The sequence below is a fragment of the Streptomyces naganishii JCM 4654 genome (assembly GCF_014650575.1).
GTDB classification, from domain to species: Bacteria; Actinomycetota; Actinomycetes; order Streptomycetales; family Streptomycetaceae; genus Streptomyces; species Streptomyces naganishii.
This window is the reverse complement of record NZ_BMVF01000024.1, coordinates 62513-83893: the sequence shown is the minus strand read 5'-3', so window position 1 is coordinate 83893 and position 21381 is coordinate 62513. Positions and strand designations below refer to the sequence as shown.

The window sequence follows — 21381 nt, the reverse complement described above, 5'->3', positions numbered from 1 at the left end:
TTTGGGCTGGCCAGAGGGTTGACGTGGGAACGGAGCCCGACGCGGACTGTGAGTGTCGAGGTCACGGTTCGTGGGGGCTCCGTTGTCTGTTCAGTGTGCCACTGCTGGGGTGGTTCGGGACCGGTCGTGGGTGTGGCTGCCGGGTCATTTAGGAGCGCTGACACGGTGGATTCCGCCGGTGTTGGTGGATGAGGTCCTGGATGCGGCAGGGCGACGTGAAAAGCGGGTGCGATTACTGCCGGCCCGGGTGGTGGTCTACTTCGTGCTGGCCATGGCTCTGTTCGGAGACTGTGGGTACCGGCGTGTGTGGAGTGCGCTGACGGCCGGCTGGCCCCGCACGATGGTGGCGGACCCGTCTGCGGCGGCACTTCGTCAGGCTCGTCGTCGGCTGGGAGTCAAACCGCTGGCGTTGCTGTTCGACCGGCTGCGTGGGCCGGTCGGCACGACGGCGACGCCGGGAGTGTTCTGGCGGGGTCTGCGGCTGGTGGCCTGGGACGGCACCTGTCTGGAAGTGCCGGACAGCCCGGCGAACGTGGCCTGTTTCTCCCGGCACGTGGCCCGCACCACCCGTCCGGCCGGGTATCCGCAGGTGCGGCTGACCGCGCTGGTGGAGTGCGGCACCCGGGCCCTGATCGATGCGGTCTTCGGGCCGCAGCAATACACCGAACTCCCGCAGGCCCGGGCCCTGCTGGCATCGCTGCGGCCGGGGATTGGACGGCACCCGCCCGCACCTGATCCGGCCTCGCCGCGCGAGGACCCTGCGGTTCGAGGCGAGCGGCGACGTCGTGTTCGCCAAGCTTGTGCGCCACCGCGGTACGAGGCCTAACGACTTCCTGGGCCGGTGCGCTGCGTCTCGGCCGGTAGCTGACGGAATTTCTCTTCCACAAAGCGTCCATCGACTTTCGTGACTGTGCCGCCTAAACAAGCGAGTGACGGCCTTTCAGTAGAGTTGCTACACAACGCAGTTAACTACCGTTCAGTACGTCATGGCGGTGTTGCCGACCTCACACGGCTCAGTAACTGCGCGGATTTGCATCGCTGTTCGGCTGTGGCAATCTGGATGTGCGGTATCCGTCGCCTCCCGTGTACCTGCGGGAGACTGTTCGCCCATGGTCCCGGTGAGCACCAAGCCTCATTCGTGCAAGATCGAATAGGAAAGGGGGCCTAATCTTTCAGCCGGAAGAAAGGGAGGGATGCTGCACTTTCTGTAACACGCCAAAGCCCGAATCGCCGGAGCCCGCGTCAGCGGACACGTCGGCGAGGCGAGACCCACGGGTGGCACAACGCCACACAACATCATGGTGGTTTCTCGCGGCATGTCTCGACAGGCCTCTCGAACCGTCGAGCCATCCCAAAGGAATCGGAACAAGCGATTCCGTTTAGGGCGAGCGCAACGGTGGGCGCTTCAATCCACCTTCGCGTGAAGCCCGGGTTTATCCGTATCGCAGAAGCGGTGCGGTGTGCGTGGTGCTGAAAGGGCAAACATGGGCGATGCAGTCGGTGCAGTGGTGTTCGTATTACTGCACTTCATCCACCCGGTCATCGTGTTCGTGGAGTTGGCCAGGTTGATACGCGGATGGAAGATCTGGAAGACCCTCTTCCGTTCGCACAGGCGTAAGCGTTCGGTCGCGCGCCGGGAAAAGGCTGCTGAGCCTGGGCCCGACGAGCAGCGGGAAGTGGAGGTCGAAACGCCCCCCATTCCAAAGGTCGTGCTCCCCGGCCCCGCTCCATGGGGAGATGCAACACCCAAGAGGGTCACGGTCTACGTGATCGAGTTCTGACACGAGGCCAAGACCACAGCCCTGGGCGCCGCGCCGAGGGAAAGCCTGCCCGGACTTGCCGCAACCCAGCGGTGAGTCCGGGCCTTTGCGTGCCGTCTCCGGACACGGGACGCGGACCCGGAGCAAGCGCTGCCGCGGTTCGAGGTGGGCGGCGACGTCGCGTTCACCAAGCTGGTCCGCCACCCGGGCATCAGGCCGAGCCCAGGGCAACCTGGCGGACCGCCTGGCCGAGGCCCAGACCGGCAACCCCTTCCCCCCTCGGGTGATCCTGTGGACTGGCCCGGGCCTGACCCTGGAACAGGCGCTGCACGCCCGGTTCGAGGTGTACCGGCTGCGCGGTGAGCGGTTTGAGTTCCCGGCCGACCAGGACTCGGTGGTGGCCGTCGTCCAGGCCGTCCAGGAGCTGGCCGACGGAGCCTGAGCAGGGCCGCCCGGAGGTGCGCCAGACGGTGCGCCCCTTGCAGGTCAGGCGTTTGACTTGCGACAACGCGGCGCCCTCTTCCGGTTCAAGTCCGGTTCCGGGCGCCACTCCACCTGCGATGACGAGCCCGGCCGCGGTTCGGGTGAGGATTTCGGGCAGGCCGCGGCCTGGTCCGGGGTGGTCTCGCGCGGGTCCGCCTCGACCCCGGTGTACTTCCATTCCGGCGTGGTCGACATCGCCGGTGCGGGGCTCCTGCGAGTCGGGCCGTGCGGCGAGGGGCGCGGCCCGCGCCGGGTTCGCGCCCTCCGGCCCGGTGATGACGGAGACGATCAGGCTGACGTCTTCGGGGCTCCCGCTCACGCCTCGCCGAGGCGGATCGCGTGGCGGGTAGTCGCCGCCTCCCCGGCCGGATGCCAGGGAGGCGGCGACCGCGCCGTGGGTAGCGGGGTGGGTCGGTCAGCCCTCGTAGACCGTCAGTACCGCGCCGTCGATCTCGATGCGGCGGCCGGCTCGCATGCCGTTGCGGCGGAGGGTCTGCAGGCACTTGTGGAACAGGACCAGCTCGTCCGCCTCCAGGATGGCGGCGGCGAGGTCCAGGAGCTCGAAGAGGGCCTGGTCGGTGAGCACTTCGGGCAGCTCACCGGACAGCAGGACCACCGCGTCTCCGGCGGGATTGCGAACCACGGCCGTGGTCGGACCGCCATGCACGAACAACACATGTCCCCCCTGGGAGCCCGGGGTCGTGCGGCTCTCGCGCCTCGGGCAGACGAGAGACTAGCGGCGGATCTCAGGGCTTTTGGGGTCGTCCGGATTCTTTTCCCGAGTTGGCGGGAGATCGGCCATCCGGCGTCACCGGACGGTCGCGTCGGTCGCCAGGTCGGTCATCTGTCCGGTCACTCGCCCCTTCGGTGGGTGTGCCCCCTTCGGTGGGTGTTGCCACGGACGCCGGTACGCGCCGGGTCACTTCTCGTTCGGGGAGCGGTCCAGGAGCGACTCGACCAGGGCGGCGACATGGCGGCGGTCGTCCGCCGAGAGCTTCTGGACGCTGGCGATCAGCAGGTCGACCTCGGGGTCGGCGGGGCGGGCCGCCTCGCCGCCGGCGTCCGCGGCGGGGCCGTAGACGTGGATGCCGCAGGCCTCGGCGGCGGCGCGGCGCACGGTGTCCAACGAGAGCTCCAGGCCCTTGGACAGTCCCTCGAGGGTGGCCGGCTGGGGCATGCGGACCACACGGTCGGCCGTGGCCAGGTGGTGGACGGTGGAGCGGGGGATGCCGCCGCGGCGCGCCACGTCGCCGTAGGACCAGCCCTTGCGGTCGAGCCGCTCCCGGATCAACTGCTGCAGTGCGTTGGCCACTGGTGGTCACTTCCTGCTCGCCGCCTGGCTGAACCCGCGGGAGTTCCCCACGTGGGGCCCGATTCTACGGGCGTCGCCGCCGCGGGCCGAGAGGGGATCGGCGATCGGGGTTGCGCGGGAGGCTCCCGAGGCCCTAGTGTCCAATCTCGTTGGACAGCACGTCCGACCAAGTTGGACGAAGTCGGGGGGGTACCTGACCGCGTCCGACCGGAACTGCCTATCCCTGAGGGGGAATTGATCATGATGGACGCCCACGAGCTCGAGGCCGAGTCCGCGGAACTGCTGCCGGGCCGCGAGGCCCTCGGCCGCCTGAAGTTCAGCTTCGGCAAGACGGTCAACGTCACCAAGCACATCGCGAACATCTCGGCGTCCAACCAGTCCGCCGCCCTGAACGACCACTCGGCGTTCTCCGTGGCCGACTCCGGCGCCGGCCAGAGCATCACCGTCACCCAGTAGCACCCGCCCTCGCCCGAGCGCACAGCCGAACGCACACCCGAGACACCGAAGACACCGAAAGGACACCCATCATGAGCATGGACATGAACGAGCTGGAGACCGAGTCCGCCGAGCTGCTGCCGGGCCGCGAGGCCCTCGGCCGCCTGAAGTTCAGCTTCGGCAAGACGGTCAACGTCACCAAGCACATCGCGAACATCTCGGCGTCCAACCAGTCCGCCGCGCTCAACGACCACTCCTTCGCCTCGGCCGCCGAGTCGCAGGCCGTCCAGAGCATCAGCGTCACGCAGTAGCGGCGGCGGCGCCCGCCCGAGGCGGCGCCACGGTACGACGACGCCACGGGGGCGGACCGCGCGGGGGGTACGGCGCGGTCCGCCCCCGACAGGCGAACCCGGACCCCGGGCAACCGGCCGGACCGGGGCCCGGGTTCGCCGGGGCAGAGCGGGGAGGACGGGGGAGACGTGGGGGGAGACCACATATGACGGTGCTCGGAGACGGGGCGCCGACGCTGCACGACACGGGCCCGGTTCCCGGGCCGGGCGGCTGGCCGGTGACGTACGAGCAGGTGGCGACGGGCACCCTGCCGATCGTCACGGCACAGCCGGCGCCGCTGGTCCCGCGACTGAGTGCGGGACTGCGGCTGCACGGCGAGTACCAGGGGTCGGGGTTCACCGATCCCAAGTACATCGCCCGCCGGGGGGACGGGCAGGTCGTGCAGCTGTCGAGGCTGCTGTATCTCGTCGCGTCGTCGATCGACGGAGAGCGCGACACCGAGATCATCGCCCACCGCGTCAGCGCGCGGTTCGGGCGGGAGGTCAGCGGCGAGAACATCCGCTTCCTGGTCGAGAAGAAACTCGAACCGCTCGGCGTGACGGTCCCCGACGGGCAGGAGAGCGAGGAGGTCGACGCCCCGCGCTCCGACCTGCTGCTCGCCCTCAAGGGCCACCGGGTGATCTTCAACGAGCGCCGTACCGCGAAGATCGCCCGGATGTTCGCCTGGCTGCACCGGCCGGCCGTGGTCGCGCTGGTGCTGGCCTCGGCCGTCGTGATGGACGTCTGGCTGTTCGGCTTCTTCGGGGCGATCGAGCCGGTGCTGGAGGTGCTCGACCAGCCCGTCCTCATCCTCATCGTCTTCGTCCTCACCGTGGCCTCGCTCGTCTTCCACGAGTTCGGCCACGCCTCCGCCTGCAGATACGGCGGCGCCCACCCCGGGTGCATCGGCTGCGGGCTCTTCCTCATCTGGCCCTCGATGTACACCGACGTCACCGACGTCTACCGGATCGGGCGCGGCGGCCGGCTGCGCACCGACCTGGGCGGGGTGTACTTCAACGTCGTCTTCATGCTGGCCATGGCCGGGGCGTACTTCGCCACCGGGGCGCAGTTCTTCCTGGCCGCGGTCTACCTCGGGCACTTCGAGATCCTGGAGCAGCTGATGCCGGCCGTCCGGCTGGACGGCTACTACATCCTCGGCGACCTGGCCGGGGTGCCCGATCTCTACGGCAAGATCAAACCGATCCTGCTGGGGCTGGTGCCGGGCCGCAAGGGCCGGGCCGCCCGCGCGGAGGTCGCCGGGCTGAAGAAGTCGGCGCGCACCATCGTCGCCACCTGGGTGCTGACCATGGTGCCGCTGCTGGTCGGCGAACTCGGCTACGCCCTGTGGAACCTGCCCCGCATCATCGCCACGATGACCCGCTCGCTGACCGAGCAGGTCGTCGGCACCGGCTCGGCCTTCGTGGACGGCCAGATCGTCGAGGGCCTGGTCGGTCTCATCGGCTGCGTCATGCTGCTGTGCCCGATGGCGGGTGTCGTCTATCTGTCCGTGAAGCTGAGCGGGCGGCTCTTCAGGGCCGCCAAGCGGGCCACGGCGGGACGGCCGGCGCTGCGGGTGGTGGTGTGCGCGCTGGCGCTGGCCGGCCTCACCGGGCTGAGCTACGCGTGGGTGTCGGGGCTGACGCCCCAGCCGCTGCCCAAGAAGCCGCCGATCGCGCCGATCCTTCAGCCCGGGGTCTCCACGCAGGAGCCGCAGCCGCGGCACGCCGCCACACCCGGCGGGCCGTCCCCGGGCGATTCCGCGAACGGGGCCTCCGCCTCACCCTCGGGCACGGCGGGGGCGGTCGGCACGGCGGGACCGAGCAGCGGGCCCTCAGGCAAGGCGTCCGGCAGCGCGTCGCCCTCACCGGGCGCGTCGTCGGGTGCGCCGGCCCTGCCCAGCGCCTCGCAGAAGCCGGCGCCCACGAGCAAGGGCCCGGCGGGAGAGCCGGGGCAGCCCTCCTCGCCGGCCACCGCGCCGGCGAAGGAACCCACACCCCCCGCGACACAGTCCGCGTCGCCCGTCCCCACGGAATCCGCATCACCCACCCCGCCCCCCAGCACCTCACCGAGCGCGGCGGCCTCTCCCTGAGAGGCCGGGCGGGGGCAGTCCGGCTCCAGCACGGCGCGGGGTCGCTGGGGCGGCCCCGCCCGGGGGCGGTCTACGTACATCTATCGCTGGAGATTTCCATGAACAGTCACCGAAAACCACGCTCAGCCGGCAGTCCCTTCACCCAACGGGCCGTACGGCTCGGCCTGTTCGCGGCCGGGGTCGCCGGGGTGGCCACCGCCGTGCCGGCCCAGGCCGCCACCGCCGCGCCGCACGCCGCGGTCGCCTCGGACCACGTGTTCTCGCACGCCGACCGCGCCCACCACACCCAGGCCGACGACTCCTTCACGGTGCGCCAGTTCGGCACGGTGAACGCCGCCGCCGTACGCAACCAGGCCAACGCCGTCTCGGCCGGCTGCTCCGCCGACGACGACTGCCGTTCGGTGGCGCTGTCCTTCCAGATCGTGACGTTCGCCGGCGCGCGCACCCACCTGAACGCGGTCAACCTCAGCGACGCCACCAACGAGAGGTGCACGGGCTGTCAGACCCTCGCCGGGGCCTACCAGTTCGTGGTCTCCACGCCCACCCCGTTCACCTTCGACCGGGGCACCCAGCGGCAGCTCGCCGACATCCACCGCCGGCTGGACGAGCTGAGCCGGTCCTCGCTGCCCGCCGCCGACCTGAAGTCACGGGTCGACGCCCTGGCCGGCGAGGTCACCGACGTACTGCACGACGCGGTCGCGAAGGCTCCCAAGGGCGACGCGCGGCCCGACGTGACCATGCACCGCCACCTGGACGGCTGGCCGGGTCACTGATCCGGAAGAAAGGCCCTGTCCGCCGCACTCTGGCCGGCCGCCGTGTCCGCGAACCTGATCGCGCGGGCGCGGCGGCCGGCCGCTGTGCGAGCAGGCGTGCACGGGCCTCCCGATCGGGTGACGGCCGTACGGGCGGCGTACGGTGATCTCCGGCCGGTTCCGGACGTGTCGCAGGTTGGTCATGAATGGCACCGTCCGTCGCGGGGAATCACCTGGCCGCGTAGCGTGTTCCGCACCAGGAAGAGGGAAAGATCCTCCGCAGGTACTAGGGTCGATCCTTTGCCTTTCCATTACTCTTGAGCCAAGGCCGCGACGTGCGGCCATGGAGGAGTGAGATGAGGAGCAGAAACCCGGTCTTCTCGCGACGGGGGTTCAGCCGCGACAACGGCTACGCGGGCTTCAACACCGCGCCGCAGGCCGGGGGTCCCGCTGTCGGCACCCAGGGCAATCCGTACGCGCAGGGCAACCCGTACGCCCAGCCGAGCGGCAACCCCTACGCGCAGAACCCTTACGCCCAGCAGGACCTGCAGTACGGCGTGCCCCAGGCCCCGGCCACCACCGGCCGGATGACCATGGACGACGTCGTCCTGCGCACCGCCACCACGCTCGGCACGCTGATCGTCACGGCCGCGCTCGCCTGGGCGCTGCTGCCGGTCGACGACGCCCACATCAGCCGGTCCTACGGCATCGGCGTCGGCGCCGCGCTGATCGGCATGGTGCTGGCCTTCGTGCAGTCCTTCAAGCGCAAGGCCTCGCCCGCGCTGATCGTGACGTACGCGGCGTTCGAGGGCGTGTTCCTCGGCGTCGTCTCCAGCATCGTCGACAACCGCATCGCCAGCGGCGCGGCCATGCAGGCGGTGATCGGCACCATGGCGGTCTTCGCCGCGGTGCTGATCGCGTACAAGGCGGGCTGGATCCGCGTCAACCGCCGGTTCTACGGCTTCGTGATGGCGGCCGCGCTCGGCTTCGTCCTGCTGATGGCGGTGAACCTGCTGTTCGCCGTGTTCGGCGGCGGTGACGGCCTCGGCTTCCGCAGCGGCGGCCTCGGCATCTTCTTCGGCGTCATCGGCATCATCCTCGGCGCCTGCTTCCTGGCCCTGGACTTCAAGCAGGTCGAGGACGGCATCGCCTACGGCGCCCCGCGCGAGGAGGCCTGGCTCGCCGCCTTCGGCCTCACGCTGACGCTGGTGTGGATCTACATGGAGTTCCTGCGCATCATCGCGATCCTCAACCAGAGCGACTAGCGCGACGCGCACCGGATTTCACCGGTCACGCGCAAGGGCCCCGGGTTCCTCCCGGGGCCCTTCGTCGTCCGGCGTCGCTCCACGCCTGGAGCGTGCTGCCTAGAGCAGTTTGCGGGCGGCCCTCCTCAGGTCGTACTCGTGGATGATCGCCTTCGCGTGGCCGTAGGCAAGGTTGTGCTCGTGGCGGAGCCAGCTGAGCCGCTCCTCGAAGCAGAGGGCGGGGCCTTCTTCGACGGTGCGCAACCAGTCGGCGACTTCACGACCGGTGCAGTGGGGGATGCGGGCGAGCAGATTGCGATGGGTCTCTTCGGAGAAGACTTGGGACATCGGCGCCTCCGGACGCGTTCGATGAAGCCGGTCCTTCACGTCACCGTGCCTGAGGGTTCGTGTATTGGCAACAGTCCTGCCGCGACGCGTACGCTCGCCGCGTGGCTGACACGACATCTCTGACCCGGGCAGTGGATCACTTCGCCGACCGCCTCAGGGCGGCGCCGCAGAGCCGGCTTCAGCGGGCGGCCGCTGCGGAGGCGCTGGCGCTGGCCAGGGAGTTCGCGCGGCGGGCCCAGCTGCTGGAGACGCCCGGGGCCGAGCCGCGCGAGATGCCGGACGCCGGGATGTTCGCCGCGGCGGACCAGATCACCGTCGCCGGGCACGACCTCGCGCTCGTACTGAAGAGCGAGGAGGAGGTCGAGGAGGCGGTACGGCTGGTGGAGGAGGCACAGAAGCGGGCGGGGGTGTGAGGCCCTTCCGGGCCTCCCGGCTTCCTGGCCTTCCGGCTAACGGGCCGCGGGCCCTGCGGGCTTCCGGGCTCCGGGCCCCGCGGGCCCTGCGGGCTTCCGGGCTCCGGGCCCTGCGGGCTTCCGGCCTTCCGGCCGCCGGGCCTCGTGGCCTCCCGGTTTCCGGGCCTTGCGGGCTTCCGGACCCGGGCCTGTGAGCCTCTGGCCTTCCGGCGTCCGGGCTTCTGGGCCTCCGGCCTTCCGGCGTCCGGGCTTCCGGGCCTCCGGGCTTCTGGTCTTCTGCCCTTCCGGCTTCCGGCCCCCGGGCTTGTGAGTCTTCGGCCCTCCGGCGTCCGTGCCTTCCGGCGTCCGGGCTTCCGGGCCTCCGGGCTTCTGGTCTTCTGCCCTTCCGGCTTCCGGCCCCCGGGCTTGTGAGTCTTCGGCCCTCCGGCGTCCGTGCCTTCCGGCTTGCGGCCTTCCGGCTTCCGGCGTCCCGGCTTGTGAGCCTTCGGCCTTCCGGCTTCCCGGGCTTCGGGTAGGTGAGGGCTTCGGCTCTCTCGGGGCGTCGGGGTTCGGGTCTCTTGGGGGGTCGGCTCGTGCTTGCTACAGGGAGGCGATGACGCGGTCCGCCAGGATGTAGATGTTCTCCTGGCCGCAGGCGAAGGTCAGGGCGTAGGCGCCGGAGACTCCGGAGCCGCCGAGCAGCACCGGGGCCTCGCCCGCGCGCAGTGCGGCGGCCAGGCGCTCCGCGGTCTCGCGGTGGCCCGGGGTCATGCACAGGGTCGTACCGTCGGCGAAGACGTAGACGTCGAGGGTGCCGAGCGGGCCCGGGCGGACGTCGGCCAGTTCCACGCGGGAATCGGCCAGTTCCTCCAGCGTGGCGACGGTGCGCTCGTGGTCGCCCACGACCGGGGACGGGTGCGGGGTGAAGTCCGGGTGGGAGGGGTGGCGGCGACGGGCCGCGGCCAGCTCCGGGGACTCGCCGGCCGAGCCACCCTGCGTGTGGTCCTTGCCGGAGAACTCGTCGGCCTCCGAGCCGGTCTCGGTCACCGGCTCCAGGTGCTCCAGGCCCGCGAAGTCGGCCTGGCGGGGCAGGAACAGCTCGCTGTCGGGAAGGCCGAGCAGGGAGGGCGCGTCGGCGGAGTCGCGGGCCTCCTGGGCGGCCCAGAACGCGCGCGCCTCGGCCAGCTCACGCTCCCGCTCCTCGGCCAGCGCCTGGACCACGGCCGCGCGTATCTGCTCGGCGTCGGCGTGGCTGCGGGCGGCGGGCAGCAGGGCGCGTGCGGTCGCGGCGTGGTTCTCGGCGAGCTGGGCGTGCAGGGCCGCGACCTGGCGGCGCAGCACCCACAGGGTGCGCAGCACGGCGACGCCCACGGCGCCGGTGGCGGCCGTGGTGAGCAGCAGGGCGATGGGCATGGCGCTCACTGACGTACTCCCGGGTTCAAGGTCGACCCCCGACTTCCTACATCAGCTTGAAGGGCGGACTATCCAGCTGTCAGTGCGTAACGTCACGAAACGGACAGGAAAGTGGCCCTTGTGCTTCCTGGTGAAACAGTGCTGACCTGCGGAAACCCCCTCGCGCGCGAGGTAGGTCACATCATGGGGGAGATTGGATCACAAAACGGCCCGGAACCCATGGGTTTCCTGGATTCCGGGCCATTCGGTCACGCTGGGTGCTAAGGCGGACACTGACGGTCTTTCAAGTGGCCGTCGTGACGCGGGTCGTCGGGTGTTGCGAAGGTCGTCAGCTGAGGCGCTCGATGACCATGGCCATGCCCTGGCCGCCGCCGACGCACATCGTCTCCAGGCCGAACTGCTTGTCGTGGAACTGGAGGGAGTTGATCAGCGTGCCGGTGATCCGGGCGCCGGTCATGCCGAAGGGGTGGCCCACGGCGATGGCGCCGCCGTTGACGTTCAGCTTGTCCAGCGGGATGCCCAGGTCGCGGTAGGAGGGGATCACCTGGGCGGCGAACGCCTCGTTGATCTCGACCAGGTCGATGTCGTCGATGGTCAGGCCGGCGCGGCGCAGGGCCTGCTGGGAGGCCTCGACCGGGCCGAGGCCCATGATCTCCGGGGACAGGCCCGAGACGCCCGTCGACACGATGCGGGCGAGCGGGGTCAGGCCGAGCTCGCGGGCCTTGGTGTCGGACATGATCACGACCGCGGCGGCGCCGTCGTTGAGCGGGCAGCAGTTGCCGGCGGTGACCATGCCGTCGGGGCGGAAGACCGGCTTCAGGCCGGCCACGCCCTCCGTGGTCACGCCGGCGCGCGGGCCGTCGTCCTTGCTGACGACCGTGCCGTCCGGCAGGGTCACCGGGGTGATCTCGCGCTCCCAGAAGCCGTTCTTGATGGCCTCCTCGGCGAGGTTCTGCGAGCGGACGCCGAACTCGTCCATGTCCTGGCGGGTGACGCCCTTCCAGCGGGCGAGGTTCTCGGCGGTCTGGCCCATCGCGATGTAGGCGTCGGGGATCAGTCCGTCCTCGCGCGGGTCGTGCCAGGTCGTGCCCTCCTGCGCGGCGACGGCGGCGGTACGGGCCTCGGCCTCGGCGAAGAGCGGGTTGTGCGTGTCCGGCAGGCTGTCGGAGTTGCCCTTGGTGAAGCGGGAGACCATCTCGACGCCGGCCGAGATGAAGACGTCGCCCTCGCCGGCCTTGATGGCGTGCAGGGCCATGCGGGAGGTCTGCAGCGAGGAGGAGCAGTAGCGGGTGATCGTGCAGCCGGGCAGGTGGTCCATGCCCATCTGCACGGCGACGATCCGGCCGAGGTTGTTGCCCTGCTCGCCGCCGGGCAGACCGCAGCCGAGCATCAGGTCGTCGATGTCCCTGGGGTCGAGCTCGGGCACCTTGGCGAGGGCCGCCTGGATGATCGTGGCGGTGAGGTCGTCCGGGCGGAGGTCCTTCAGGGAGCCCTTGAAGGCGCGGCCGATCGGGGAGCGGGCGGTCGAGACGATGACGGCTTCGGGCATCACGGCTCCAGTGGCGTACGGGTGCGGGTGTGGGTCTGGGTGTGGGGGTGCTGCGGCGCGCAATGGCGGGGCTGTTTGGAAGTTACCCGTACGTATGGCATCGGTCACGGCTATCGCGGTGTGATCCTTGCCGCAGCTTTCTAAGCGCTTGCTTGGGTCTGCGGGCCCCCGGACCGTCCGGCGTCGGGACGAGCCTGTTCAGGCCGATGGCGTCACCGAGGTGGGTTCCGGCTCCGGGACCCGGCGCCGGCGCCGGCGCTTCAGGAGGGCCCACGGGCCGCGCGGGCCCGTGGGGAGGGCGGCGGTGACCTCGGTGCCGGCCTCGGACGCGGCCTCGGCGGCCGCGCGGGCCACGGGCAGGAAGCCCTCGCGGCGGGAGACGTCCGGGCGCTCCTCCTCCGCCGGCCACAGGCCCAGCGCGGCGCAGACGGTGGGCAGTACGGCCATCGCGGCCGTGGCGTAGCCCTCGGCGGAGGGGTGGTAGTTGTCCGGGCCGAACAGCTCGCGCGGGTTCGCCTCGAACTCCGGGCCCAGCAGGTCGCCCAGCGAGACGGTCCGGCCCCCCTGCTCCACCACGCCGATCGTCTGCGCGGCCGCCAGCTGCCGCGAGGCCCGCCGGGCCAGCCACCGCAGCGGCTGCTGCACCGGCTCGATGGTGCCGAGGTCGGGACAGGTGCCGACGACCACCTCCGCGCCCGCGGTGCGCAGCCGCCGTACCGCCGCCGACAGATGGCGCACCGAGCGGGTCGGCGGCATGCGGTGGGTGACGTCGTTGGCGCCGACCATGATCACGCAGATGTCGGGGACCTGGGCCGGATCGGCGAGGACCAGCGCGACCTGGCGGTCCAGGTCGTCGGACTGGGCGCCGGGCAGCGCCACGTTGCGCAGCCGCACCGGGCGCTCGGCCACCGCCGCGAGCCCCGAGGCCAGCAGCGCGCCCGGGGTCTGCCCGGCCCGGTGGACGCCCTGCCCGGCGGCGGTGGAGTCGCCGAGCAGGATCAGGTGCAGCGGGGGTTCGCCGGGGGTCTCGTAGACGTGGCCGTACAGACCGTTGGCGAGCGGCACGTGGTTGTCGCTGCCGTTGCCCACATGGCGCCTGGCCATCTGCATCTCGGCCAGCAGGACGCCCGCGGCGGCGGCGCCGACCAGGCCGATACCGCCGCCCCCGTACGCGGCGCCGGCCGCGATCCGCCGGGCCACCCTCGCCCTCGACATGCTCGTCATGCCCGCCGCCACCTCCTCGTAGCCGTACATCCACTCCTTGCCCCGTACCGACCGTCGTCCAATCTCGACGGGGAGTGAACGCCCGCCCCCGGCAGGGCCCTGGCCTTAGGCTGGCGGCACACTACGACCGCATCTTTTGCAGCAACCGGAGACAACGGTGCAATTCCACGACTCGATGATCAGCCTCGTCGGCAACACCCCGCTGGTGAAGCTCAACAACGTCAGCAGGGGCATCAAGGCGACCGTCCTGGCCAAGGTCGAGTACTTCAACCCCGGCGGCTCCGTGAAGGACCGCATCGCCCTGCGCATGATCGAGGCCGCCGAGCAGAGCGGCGAGCTCAAGCCGGGTGGCACGATCGTCGAGCCGACCAGCGGCAACACCGGCGTCGGCCTCGCCATCGTGGCCCAGCAGAAGGGCTACAAGTGCATCTTCGTCTGCCCGGACAAGGTGTCCACGGACAAGATCAACGTGCTGCGCGCGTACGGCGCCGAGGTCGTGGTGTGCCCGACGGCCGTGGCGCCGGAGCACCCGGACTCCTACTACAACGTCTCCGACCGGCTGGTGCGCGAGACGCCGGGCGCGTGGAAGCCCGACCAGTACTCCAACCCCAACAACCCGCTCTCGCACTACCACTCCACCGGTCCCGAGCTGTGGGAGCAGACCGAGGGCAGGATCACCCACTTCGTGGCGGGCGTCGGCACCGGCGGCACCATCTCCGGCACCGGCCGCTACCTGAAGGACGTCAGCGACGGCAGGGTGAAGGTCGTCGGCGCGGACCCCGAGGGCTCGGTGTACTCCGGCGGCTCCGGGCGTCCGTACCTCGTCGAGGGCGTCGGTGAGGACTTCTGGCCGACCGCCTACGACCGCACGGTCGCCGACGAGATCGTCGCCGTCTCCGACAAGGACTCCTTCCAGATGACCCGGCGTCTGGCCAAGGAGGAGGGCCTGCTGGTCGGCGGCTCCTGCGGCATGGCCGTGGTCGCGGCGCTGAAGGTGGCCGAGCGGCTGGGCGAGGACGACGTGGTGGTCGTCCTGCTGCCGGACAGCGGGCGCGGCTACCTGTCGAAGATCTTCAACGACGAGTGGATGGCGGACTACGGCTTCCTGGAGGACGAGGGCCCGAGCGCCCGCGTCGGCGACGTGCTCAGCGACAAGGAGGGCGGCTCCATCCCCTCCCTCGTCCACATGCACCCGGACGAGACCGTGGGCCAGGCCATCGAGGTGCTGCGCGAGTACGGCGTCTCGCAGATGCCGATCGTGAAGCCGGGCGCCGGTCACCCGGACGTCATGGCGGCCGAGGTCGTCGGCTCCGTGGTCGAACGGGAGCTGCTGGACGCGCTGTTCACCAAGCGGGCCTCGCTGGAGGACCCGCTGGAGAAGCACATGTCCGCCCCGCTGCCTCAGGTCGGCTCGGGTGAGCCGGTCGCCGACCTGATGACGGTGCTCGGCGCGGCGGACGCGGCGATCGTGCTGGTGGAGGGCAAGCCGACCGGTGTGGTCAGCCGGCAGGACCTGCTGTCCTTCCTGGCCAAGGGCGGCAAGCAGTAACCCGGCCGCGGCTTCGCCGAAGTGGTACGAGCGCGTCATGTTCGCGCAGCACCCGCTTAACACGGGTCGGGCACATTGGTGGCGTCGGCGGGGAGGTGGGCGTACCACCCAGGCGTCAAGCACTGGGGGAGGCTTCCCTGACCCGTCGGCGTGGTACGGCGCCATGAACCTCCGGAGCGGCTCCCGGACCTCCATGGACGCCTCGGACGCGCCGGCCCGGCCCTGACCCGGCCCGCGTCCGCCGCGGGGACCGCCGTCGTCCCGCCCCCCGGTCACGGGGGTGCGGCGGTCCCCGCGCACAAGCCGCCCGGTCGGCGCGGCCAGCGCGGCCCGCTCAGTCCGCCCGGCCTGCTCGGTTCGCCCGGCCCGCCCGGTCCGCTCAGTCCTCCCAGTCGTCGCCGTCCTTGCCGGCCCGGCGCCCCCTGCCGCTGAACAGGCCGGGGTTGGTGCGGGCGGCCTGGACGGCGTTCACGCCGACGATGCCGACCCAGGCGGCGATCAGGCCGGGCAGGTGGGCGATGCCGCCGCCGATCGCGGACAGCGGTACGGCCAGGACCAGTGAGACGATGCCGAAGCCGAAGCGCTCGCCCCAGGAGTCGGTGGCCTTGGGCGTGCGGGAGTCGCGGGCCGCCGTCATCCGCTGCTCGGCGAACTGCCGGCGCACCCTGCGCTCGACGGCGCCGTCGATGCGCTGGTCGACCTTCTCCAGGAACGAGTCGACGAGCGCGGACTCGTACTCCTCGCCCAGTTCCCTGCGGGCTTGCAGGGTGGCGTCCAGTTCCTTCTTCAGGTCGGCGTCACGCGCGTCCATACCGGTCATGCCGACCAGGCTAGGGAGCCGTGGTGGCGGCCGCACTGGGGTTAGCCCCCCAGTCGGGCGGGGGTGGAGCGGAAGGCCGGCCGCCGCCGGCGGCCGGCCGGGGCTGCGGTCCGGCACGGCGCCGACGGCGGTGGCCGTCGGACGGGCCCGGGGTGGTGGGCCCTGACGCCTCCTCAGGGGTCTGCGAGGTGCGTCCGTTCACGATTAGCACAGGGATTGTCACGTTTGGTAGCTGTTTGGCGACACTTGGTCGATGCCTGGTCCATCCCTTGCCCGCGCTGCATGAGGTCATGCAGAGTTCTAGTTGTCTGAATAGGAACAGGTCGGGGAGTACTCTCCCGGGTCGTCGACGACTTCTGGAGGGGGAGCACGACATGAGCGTGACGGACAGTCCTGCCGCGCGGCTGCAGGCGCTCTTCGAGGGGCACCGGCTCACGCCGACGCAGCGGCGCATCGCGCACAGCATGGTGCGCAGGGCCGCCGACGTGCCGTTCCTGTCCAGCGTCGAACTGGCCGAGCTGGCGGGGGTCAGCCAGCCGTCGGTGACCCGTTTCGCCGTCGCCCTGGGCTTCGACGGCTACCCGGCGCTGCGCCGGCACCTGCGCGAGGTCGCCCCCGTCGAGCCGGCGGAGCGGGCGACCGCGTACAACGAGTACCAGCAGGCCGTCGAGGCCGAGATCGAGAACCTGCGGCACCTGGCCCAGGCGCTGGCCGACCCGCGTCCGGTGCGGCAGGCGGGGCAGGTCCTCGCCGCCTCGCGCCCGCTGCCGGTCCTCGGCCTGCGGGCCGCCGCCTCCCAGGCCTACGGCTTCGCGTACTTCGCCGGCAAGGTCCACCCGGACGTACGGCTGCTCAACGAGGGCGGCACGATGATCCAGGACCGTATCGACGGCGCCGTGCGGGCCGGGGCGTCGGCGCTGCTGTGCTTCGCGCTGCCGCGGCACCCGCGCGAGGTCGTCGACACCCTCGCCTACGCCCGGGACGCGGGCCTGACCGTGGTCACCGTCGCGGACTCGGCCTTCGCGCCGGTGGCGAAGTACTCCGACCTGCTGCTGCCGGCTGCCGTCGGCACCGGGCTCGCCTTCGACACCGCGTGCGCGCCGATGCTGCTCGGGCGGGTGCTGCTGGAGGCCATGTGCGACCACCTGCCCGAAGCGCAGGCCCGGCTGGAGGAGTTCGACGCGACGGCGGCCGCGCGGGGGCTGTTCGTGGAGTAGCCCCGCCGGGGCCGGACCGCCGGGGCCTGCCCGCTGTCCGTGCCTGCCCGCTCTCAGACTCGTCTCACCAACGGCCGCTAACCTCCCGCCCCGACTGGCTGTGCCGGACGGCAGGACGAGGAGGAGGCGGCACGTGGCACGCGGAGGTCAGGGACTGGTTCGGGTGGCGGTCGTCGTACGCGCCGGGGCCGCGCCCATGTGGTGGTCCGGGGTGTTCGCGGCGGGCCTCGGCCTGCTGGTGCCGGGGCTGACCGGGCGCCGTATCGGAGTGCTCGCGGGGGCCGCGCTGTTCTTGACGGGCGCGGCGGCCGTGGCGTGCGTGCGGCGGCGGCGCTACCGGGAACTCGCCCGCGGAACGGCCCGGGCGGGCCGGTACGACGTCCTCCAGGACCGCGCGGTCGGCGTCCGCAACTGGCGGCGGGGACACCGCTGGTGGCTGCTGCTCGCGTTCCTCGCCGCGCTCGGCAGCGCCTTCGCGGCGCCCGCGGCCGGCGGCCTGCTGCTGGCCGGCGCCGGCTGCGGGCTGCGGCTGAAGGCTGCCTGGATCGGCCGGCTGGAACGGGCCGGGGACGCGCTGCTGTGGGTGCGCGTCGACTGGCTGGACCGGCGTGGCGGACGCCCGGCGGGCAAGGCCGTCAGGGCGTACCGCAGTACGGGCATCGCGGCCGGCGACGCCGCCCCGGGCGGGGCGCGCCGCCGCACCACTGCGCTCGTGTGATCTGCGGGTCAGACCTCCAGGTCCTCCTCGATCCTCTTGAGCTGGTGGCGGGCCATCGCCAGGTTGGCCCGCTTGGCGTCCAGCGCGAGGTAGAGGAAGAGGCCGTTGCCGCCGCGGCCGCTGATCAGGCGGATCATGTGGTACTGGTCGTTCAGGGTGATCAGGATGTCCTCGATCTGCCCCTTGAGGCCGAGGTGTTCCATGGTGCGCATCTTCGCCCGTACCACGTCGGTGTTGCCGGCGGCGGCGACGTTCAGGTCGAAGGTCTTGCTGCCGCCCATCGTGCCCAGCGCCATTCCGCTGGTGTAGTCGACCAGGGCTACGCCGGTCGCTCCCTCGATCGAGGCGAGGCATTCCTTCAGGCAGGTCTCGGTGTTGGCCATGGCCGGGTCTCCTTGTTCTCTAACTTTCGGTGGTGGTGGGCGCGCTGGTGCCCGTGGTGCGGGGCGCGCGCGTGGTTCTGGTCCGTGGGGCGGCGGTCCTGGCCGCCGGTTTCGCCGTCCTGGCGGCGGCCTTGCCGGCGTCGCGCGCCGTCGCCTCGGCGTCGACGAGTTCGCCGATGCGGGCGCCGGCCCGGCGGCCCTCCAGGTGCAGCCGGCCGACGTTGACGCGGTCCTGGGCGAGCAGCGTCAGCACGGCGGTGCGGCCGGCCGCGTAGGTGGCGACGTATCCGTAGACGCCCCGCACGAGCAGTTCGCGCAGGTCGCCCTGGCCGGTGACGTCCGCCATCCGCACGGCGACGCCGAGCGCCGTGGCGGTCAGGGCCGCCACGCTCTCCGGTTCCACGCCCGGGGTGTCGTGGGCCAGGACCAGGCCGTCGACGCTCGCGGCGAGGGCGCCGGTGAGCTGTGGGACGCGGGCCCTCAGTCGGCGCAGTTCGTCCAGGATCTCGGGCTCGGCTGCCATCCGGTGTCTCCTTTCAAAGGGCCTCCAGCGCATCCCTGAGCCTTTTCAGCAGCGTGATGTGGGGGTCGGTGGTGTGGGCGAGGCGGTCGGCGAGGGCGGGCGCCGGTGCGGTCGCCTCCCGTTCGGGGACCTGCCGGGGTGCGATGAGCCCGGCGGCCACCAGGCGGCGGACGTCCACCAGCGTGTGGAAGGCCTGCCGCCCCAGCGCCCGGGCCAGCTGGGGCGCGGTGCGGGTGCCGTCGACGAGCTCCAGCAGGGCGTGCTGGCGCGCGGTGAGCCGTGGCGCCGCGGTCGCGTACGTCCGCACCAGCGGGGAGCTGTCCGCGCGGGTGTCGGGCCAGATGCGGTGCAGCAGGCCGCGGCGGCGGACCGTCTCGCGCTCCAGGGCGGAGACCGGGACGGGCAGGACCGGGCCGATCCGGTGGGCGATGCCGTAGCGGAAGCGGCCCGGGGTGCTGCTCGGGGCGAGGGCGAAGTACCCGGCGTCGTAGACCGCGCTCAGGTGGCAGAGCTGGAGGGCGCCCTTGGTCAGATGGCCGCCGGCCAGCAGCAGGTGGGCGGCGCCCCGCTGGTCGTCGGCGCGGGAGAGGGCGTCACGCCAGGCGTCGGCGCCCAGTGTGCCGTTGGCGGTGAGCAGTGCGTCCAGGCCGGGGGAGAGCGGGCTCTCGGCGTGCACGACGCGGCCCTCGTCCAGGTAGAGGGTGCCGCGCTCGCGGACGAGGACGCCGGTGGCCTGCTCGGCGGCGAGCCGGGTCAGCATCGGTGAGACGCCGCCCCAGGCCCGCTCGGCGGCGACCGCCCGGTGCCGCACCGGCAGGCGGGGCGGGGGAGTGTCGACCACGGTCATCCCAGCACCAGCCGCTGCGCCATCTCGCCCATGCGTATCCGGGCCAGGGCCAGGTTGCCGTCCGAACGGGCCAGCCACAGGTGCAGGAACACGCTGCTGTCGAAGGAGGTGTCCACGAAGCGCAGCAGGTGGTAGCTGTCGCGGTTGCTGACGATGAGGTCCTCGACCGGGGGCCGCTCGCCCCCGGGGTCGTCGGCGGAGGCGAACGCCCCGTGCTCGGCGGCCAGCCGGGCCAGCTCGGCGGCCTCCGCCGCGGTCGTCTCGTGGTCGCCGCCCGGGGACTCGCCCACGGTGCCCAGGGCAAGACCGCTCGTCCAGTCGACCAGCGCGGCGCCTCTGGCACCGGGCAGCCGCATGGCTTCCAGGAGGCACTCGTCGATTCCGGGCACCGTTGTTCCCCTCCCGCCTGGGGTTTCGGCTGAGTGATGCCGACGCTACGCACCGTGTGCGAAAGTCAGGGGGGTTACGGCATTTTCCGGTGGAACATGCGACCGAGGGGCTAATGTGGGTCAACTGACCCGTGTTTCACACCAGTTGCACCCGGTGCTGTCGGTGTGCCTCAAGGGCGCCCGGACGCGCGCAGGGTGGTGAGCGCCGAGGCGTGCGCCCCTCCGGCCTCCGTCACGATCTCCTCGGGCGCCTGCGGCTCGCGCGCGGTGGCGAAGGCGACCCCGCCCGAGCCGTCCGGGGCGAAGCCGTAAATGCCCGGCCGGGGCAGGGAGTTGTAGGCGTAGTGGTGCGCGAAGTAGTACGCGCCCGTGTCCAGCGCCGCCACATGGTCGCCCGGTTCGAGCAGCGGCAGCGCGCGGGCCTCGGCGAGCAGGTCGCCGGCGAAACAGGCGGGGCCGGCCACGTCCTGCACCGCCTCCGGCCCGCTCTTGGGCCGCCCCTTCGCGTCGTACGCGGCCAGCCGCAGCGGCCACGCCCCGGGCGCGTAGACGGTGCGCGTGGCCACCTGCACGCCCGCGTGCGTCACCGCGACCGGCCGCCCGCCGGCGCTCTTGGTGTACTCCACCCGCGCCACCACCGTGCCCTGCTTGGCCAGCAGCGACCGGCCGAACTCGGTGACCAGCCCGTACCGCCCGTCGAACAGTCCCGGCACCACCTCGGCCAGCAGCCGCGCGTACTGCGCGTAGGTCGGCGCCGTCGCCTCCGAGCCGAAGTTCACCGGCAGGCCGCCGCCGATGTCGAGGGTGTCGATCTGCCGCCGCCCGGCACGCGCGTTGATCTCCTCGGCGAGCGCGTACGTGCGGGCCGCGCCCTGCGCCATCAGGGACAGCGGGATGCCCTGCGAACCGGTGTGGGCGTGCAGCCGGGTCAGCCACGGGCGGTCCAGGCAGGCGCGCACCACCCACTCGCGCGCCCCCTCGTCGCGCAGGGCCACCCCGAACTTGGAGGTGGCCGTCGCCGTCGACAGCGCCTCGATGGAGCCCCCGCCGACCTGCGGGTTCACCCGGATACCCAGCGGTGAGCGGGGGGAGGGGCAGGACCCCACGAGGGCGTCGATGCGGTCGAGCTCCTGGGGGTTGTCCGCGTTGACGGCGATCCCCAGCTCCAGCGCCTCGCGCAGCTCGGCCCCGGTCTTGGCGGGGGAGTCGAGCACGGTGGCGGCGGGCGGCACCCCGGCCGCGCGGGCCAGCGCCAGCTCGCCGGGGCTGGCCACCTCGGCGCCGACGCCCTCCTCGTGCAGCAGCCGCAGCACGGGCACGAGCGGGGTGGCCTTCACCGCGAAGGCGTGCAGGACCGGGGTGCCCGGCGCCACCACCGCCTCGAACGCCTCCCTCAGTGCGGCCGCCGACTCCCGGATGCCCCGCACGTCGAGCAGGCCCACCAGGGGCGTGCCGGGCCCGAGCAGCCCGCACTCCACCGCGGCCCGCACCGCCTCGTCCCGCCGCCGGGCCCGCGCCCGGTCCGCGGGGCCCGCCCCGTCACCGTGGCGCCGCCCCCCGACGCCGTCGCCGACGCTGTGGCCCGTGCCGTCGTCCATGCCCTC

At 72.0% G+C, this 21381-nt stretch carries 24 protein-coding genes; 12 read left to right on the top strand and 12 right to left on the bottom strand.

The window, feature by feature from the left end:
• Positions 1–52: 52 nt before the first annotated feature.
• From IE217_RS30785 to IE217_RS35585, 3 genes are all read left to right on the top strand, one after another.
• Positions 53–826: a transposase domain-containing protein gene (locus tag IE217_RS30785; protein WP_308432788.1), complete on the top strand. Its 774-nt coding sequence runs from the start codon at positions 53–55 to the stop codon at positions 824–826.
• A 658-nt stretch (positions 827–1484) separates the two neighbouring features.
• Positions 1485–1781: a hypothetical protein gene (locus IE217_RS30780; RefSeq protein WP_190181238.1), complete on the top strand. Its 297-nt coding sequence runs from the start codon at positions 1485–1487 to the stop codon at positions 1779–1781.
• 262 nt (positions 1782–2043) lie between these two features.
• Positions 2044–2202, top strand: coding sequence for a hypothetical protein (locus IE217_RS35585; protein WP_506004912.1), 159 nt, complete (start codon positions 2044–2046; stop codon positions 2200–2202).
• A gap of 456 nt (positions 2203–2658) precedes the next feature.
• Here the strand turns inward: IE217_RS35585 and IE217_RS30770 are convergent, their stop codons facing one another.
• Together IE217_RS30770 and IE217_RS30765 are read right to left on the bottom strand one after the other, a co-directional pair.
• Positions 2659–2886 (bottom strand): hypothetical protein, encoded by a 228-nt coding sequence (locus IE217_RS30770; protein ID WP_229865704.1) that lies wholly within the window; start codon positions 2884–2886, stop codon positions 2659–2661.
• Between the two features lie 276 nt (positions 2887–3162).
• On the bottom strand, positions 3163–3555 hold the full coding sequence (locus IE217_RS30765; protein ID WP_190181236.1) for a helix-turn-helix domain-containing protein: 393 nt from the start codon (positions 3553–3555) through the stop codon (positions 3163–3165).
• Positions 3556–3795: 240 nt separating this feature from the next.
• Between IE217_RS30765 and IE217_RS30760 the strand changes: the two genes are divergently transcribed.
• From IE217_RS30760 to IE217_RS30740, 5 genes are all read left to right on the top strand, one after another.
• Positions 3796–4011: a hypothetical protein gene (locus IE217_RS30760; RefSeq protein WP_190181235.1), complete on the top strand. Its 216-nt coding sequence runs from the start codon at positions 3796–3798 to the stop codon at positions 4009–4011.
• 71 nt (positions 4012–4082) lie between these two features.
• Positions 4083–4301, top strand: coding sequence for a hypothetical protein (locus tag IE217_RS30755; protein ID WP_190181234.1), 219 nt, complete (start codon positions 4083–4085; stop codon positions 4299–4301).
• Positions 4302–4486: 185 nt separating this feature from the next.
• Positions 4487–6409, top strand: coding sequence for a zinc metalloprotease (locus tag IE217_RS30750; protein ID WP_190181233.1), 1923 nt, complete (start codon positions 4487–4489; stop codon positions 6407–6409).
• A gap of 98 nt (positions 6410–6507) precedes the next feature.
• Positions 6508–7182 carry a hypothetical protein gene (locus IE217_RS30745; RefSeq protein ID WP_190181232.1) on the top strand — a complete coding sequence of 225 codons (675 nt, stop codon included), beginning with the start codon at positions 6508–6510 and terminating at the stop codon, positions 7180–7182.
• A gap of 335 nt (positions 7183–7517) precedes the next feature.
• On the top strand, positions 7518–8426 hold the full coding sequence (locus tag IE217_RS30740) for a Bax inhibitor-1/YccA family protein (RefSeq protein ID WP_190181231.1): 909 nt from the start codon (positions 7518–7520) through the stop codon (positions 8424–8426).
• A gap of 99 nt (positions 8427–8525) precedes the next feature.
• Here the strand turns inward: IE217_RS30740 and IE217_RS30735 are convergent, their stop codons facing one another.
• The gene (locus IE217_RS30735; RefSeq protein ID WP_189708080.1) at positions 8526–8753 is read right to left on the bottom strand and encodes a DUF4287 domain-containing protein; all 228 of its coding nucleotides are present in this window, start codon (positions 8751–8753) and stop codon (positions 8526–8528) included.
• 101 nt (positions 8754–8854) lie between these two features.
• Here IE217_RS30735 and IE217_RS30730 point away from each other — a divergent pair, with 101 nt between their 5' ends.
• Positions 8855–9166: a hypothetical protein gene (locus IE217_RS30730; RefSeq protein WP_189708082.1), complete on the top strand. Its 312-nt coding sequence runs from the start codon at positions 8855–8857 to the stop codon at positions 9164–9166.
• Positions 9167–9745: 579 nt separating this feature from the next.
• On the opposite strand, the gene IE217_RS30725 is transcribed toward IE217_RS30730, so the two are convergent.
• The 3 genes from IE217_RS30725 to IE217_RS30715 form a co-directional block, all read right to left on the bottom strand.
• Entirely contained in the window at positions 9746–10558 is an 813-nt protein-coding gene (locus IE217_RS30725; protein ID WP_190181263.1) for a hypothetical protein, read from the bottom strand.
• Positions 10559–10886: 328 nt separating this feature from the next.
• Complete coding sequence (locus IE217_RS30720) at positions 10887–12107, bottom strand: acetyl-CoA C-acetyltransferase (RefSeq protein WP_190181230.1); 1221 nt, start codon at positions 12105–12107, stop codon at positions 10887–10889.
• A gap of 198 nt (positions 12108–12305) precedes the next feature.
• On the bottom strand, positions 12306–13331 hold the full coding sequence (locus IE217_RS30715) for an SGNH/GDSL hydrolase family protein (protein WP_190181262.1): 1026 nt from the start codon (positions 13329–13331) through the stop codon (positions 12306–12308).
• A gap of 157 nt (positions 13332–13488) precedes the next feature.
• Here IE217_RS30715 and IE217_RS30710 point away from each other — a divergent pair, with 157 nt between their 5' ends.
• The gene (locus tag IE217_RS30710; RefSeq protein WP_190181229.1) at positions 13489–14880 is read left to right on the top strand and encodes a cystathionine beta-synthase; all 1392 of its coding nucleotides are present in this window, start codon (positions 13489–13491) and stop codon (positions 14878–14880) included.
• 379 nt (positions 14881–15259) lie between these two features.
• On the opposite strand, the gene IE217_RS30705 is transcribed toward IE217_RS30710, so the two are convergent.
• The gene (locus IE217_RS30705; RefSeq protein WP_190181261.1) at positions 15260–15691 is read right to left on the bottom strand and encodes a hypothetical protein; all 432 of its coding nucleotides are present in this window, start codon (positions 15689–15691) and stop codon (positions 15260–15262) included.
• 383 nt (positions 15692–16074) lie between these two features.
• Here IE217_RS30705 and IE217_RS30700 point away from each other — a divergent pair, with 383 nt between their 5' ends.
• Both IE217_RS30700 and IE217_RS30695 read left to right on the top strand, forming a co-directional pair.
• The gene (locus IE217_RS30700; protein ID WP_190181228.1) at positions 16075–16917 is read left to right on the top strand and encodes a MurR/RpiR family transcriptional regulator; all 843 of its coding nucleotides are present in this window, start codon (positions 16075–16077) and stop codon (positions 16915–16917) included.
• A 133-nt stretch (positions 16918–17050) separates the two neighbouring features.
• Positions 17051–17635, top strand: a complete 585-nt coding sequence (locus tag IE217_RS30695) for a hypothetical protein (RefSeq protein WP_229865703.1) — start codon at positions 17051–17053, stop codon at positions 17633–17635.
• Positions 17636–17643: 8 nt separating this feature from the next.
• Here the strand turns inward: IE217_RS30695 and IE217_RS30690 are convergent, their stop codons facing one another.
• The 5 genes from IE217_RS30690 to IE217_RS30670 all read right to left on the bottom strand — a co-directional run bounded on the left by IE217_RS30690 (position 17644) and on the right by IE217_RS30670 (position 21375).
• Positions 17644–18018: a roadblock/LC7 domain-containing protein gene (locus IE217_RS30690; RefSeq protein WP_190181227.1), complete on the bottom strand. Its 375-nt coding sequence runs from the start codon at positions 18016–18018 to the stop codon at positions 17644–17646.
• Positions 18019–18037: 19 nt separating this feature from the next.
• Complete coding sequence (locus IE217_RS30685) at positions 18038–18541, bottom strand: roadblock/LC7 domain-containing protein (RefSeq protein ID WP_190181226.1); 504 nt, start codon at positions 18539–18541, stop codon at positions 18038–18040.
• Positions 18542–18554: 13 nt separating this feature from the next.
• Positions 18555–19388 (bottom strand): transcriptional regulator, encoded by an 834-nt coding sequence (locus IE217_RS30680; protein WP_190181225.1) that lies wholly within the window; start codon positions 19386–19388, stop codon positions 18555–18557.
• Positions 19385–19777, bottom strand: a complete 393-nt coding sequence (locus IE217_RS30675; RefSeq protein WP_190181224.1) for a hypothetical protein — start codon at positions 19775–19777, stop codon at positions 19385–19387. The genes IE217_RS30680 and IE217_RS30675 overlap by 4 nt, the downstream gene beginning before the upstream one ends.
• A gap of 170 nt (positions 19778–19947) precedes the next feature.
• The gene (locus IE217_RS30670) at positions 19948–21375 is read right to left on the bottom strand and encodes a type III PLP-dependent enzyme domain-containing protein (RefSeq protein WP_373298167.1); all 1428 of its coding nucleotides are present in this window, start codon (positions 21373–21375) and stop codon (positions 19948–19950) included.
• Positions 21376–21381 lie beyond the last annotated feature (6 nt).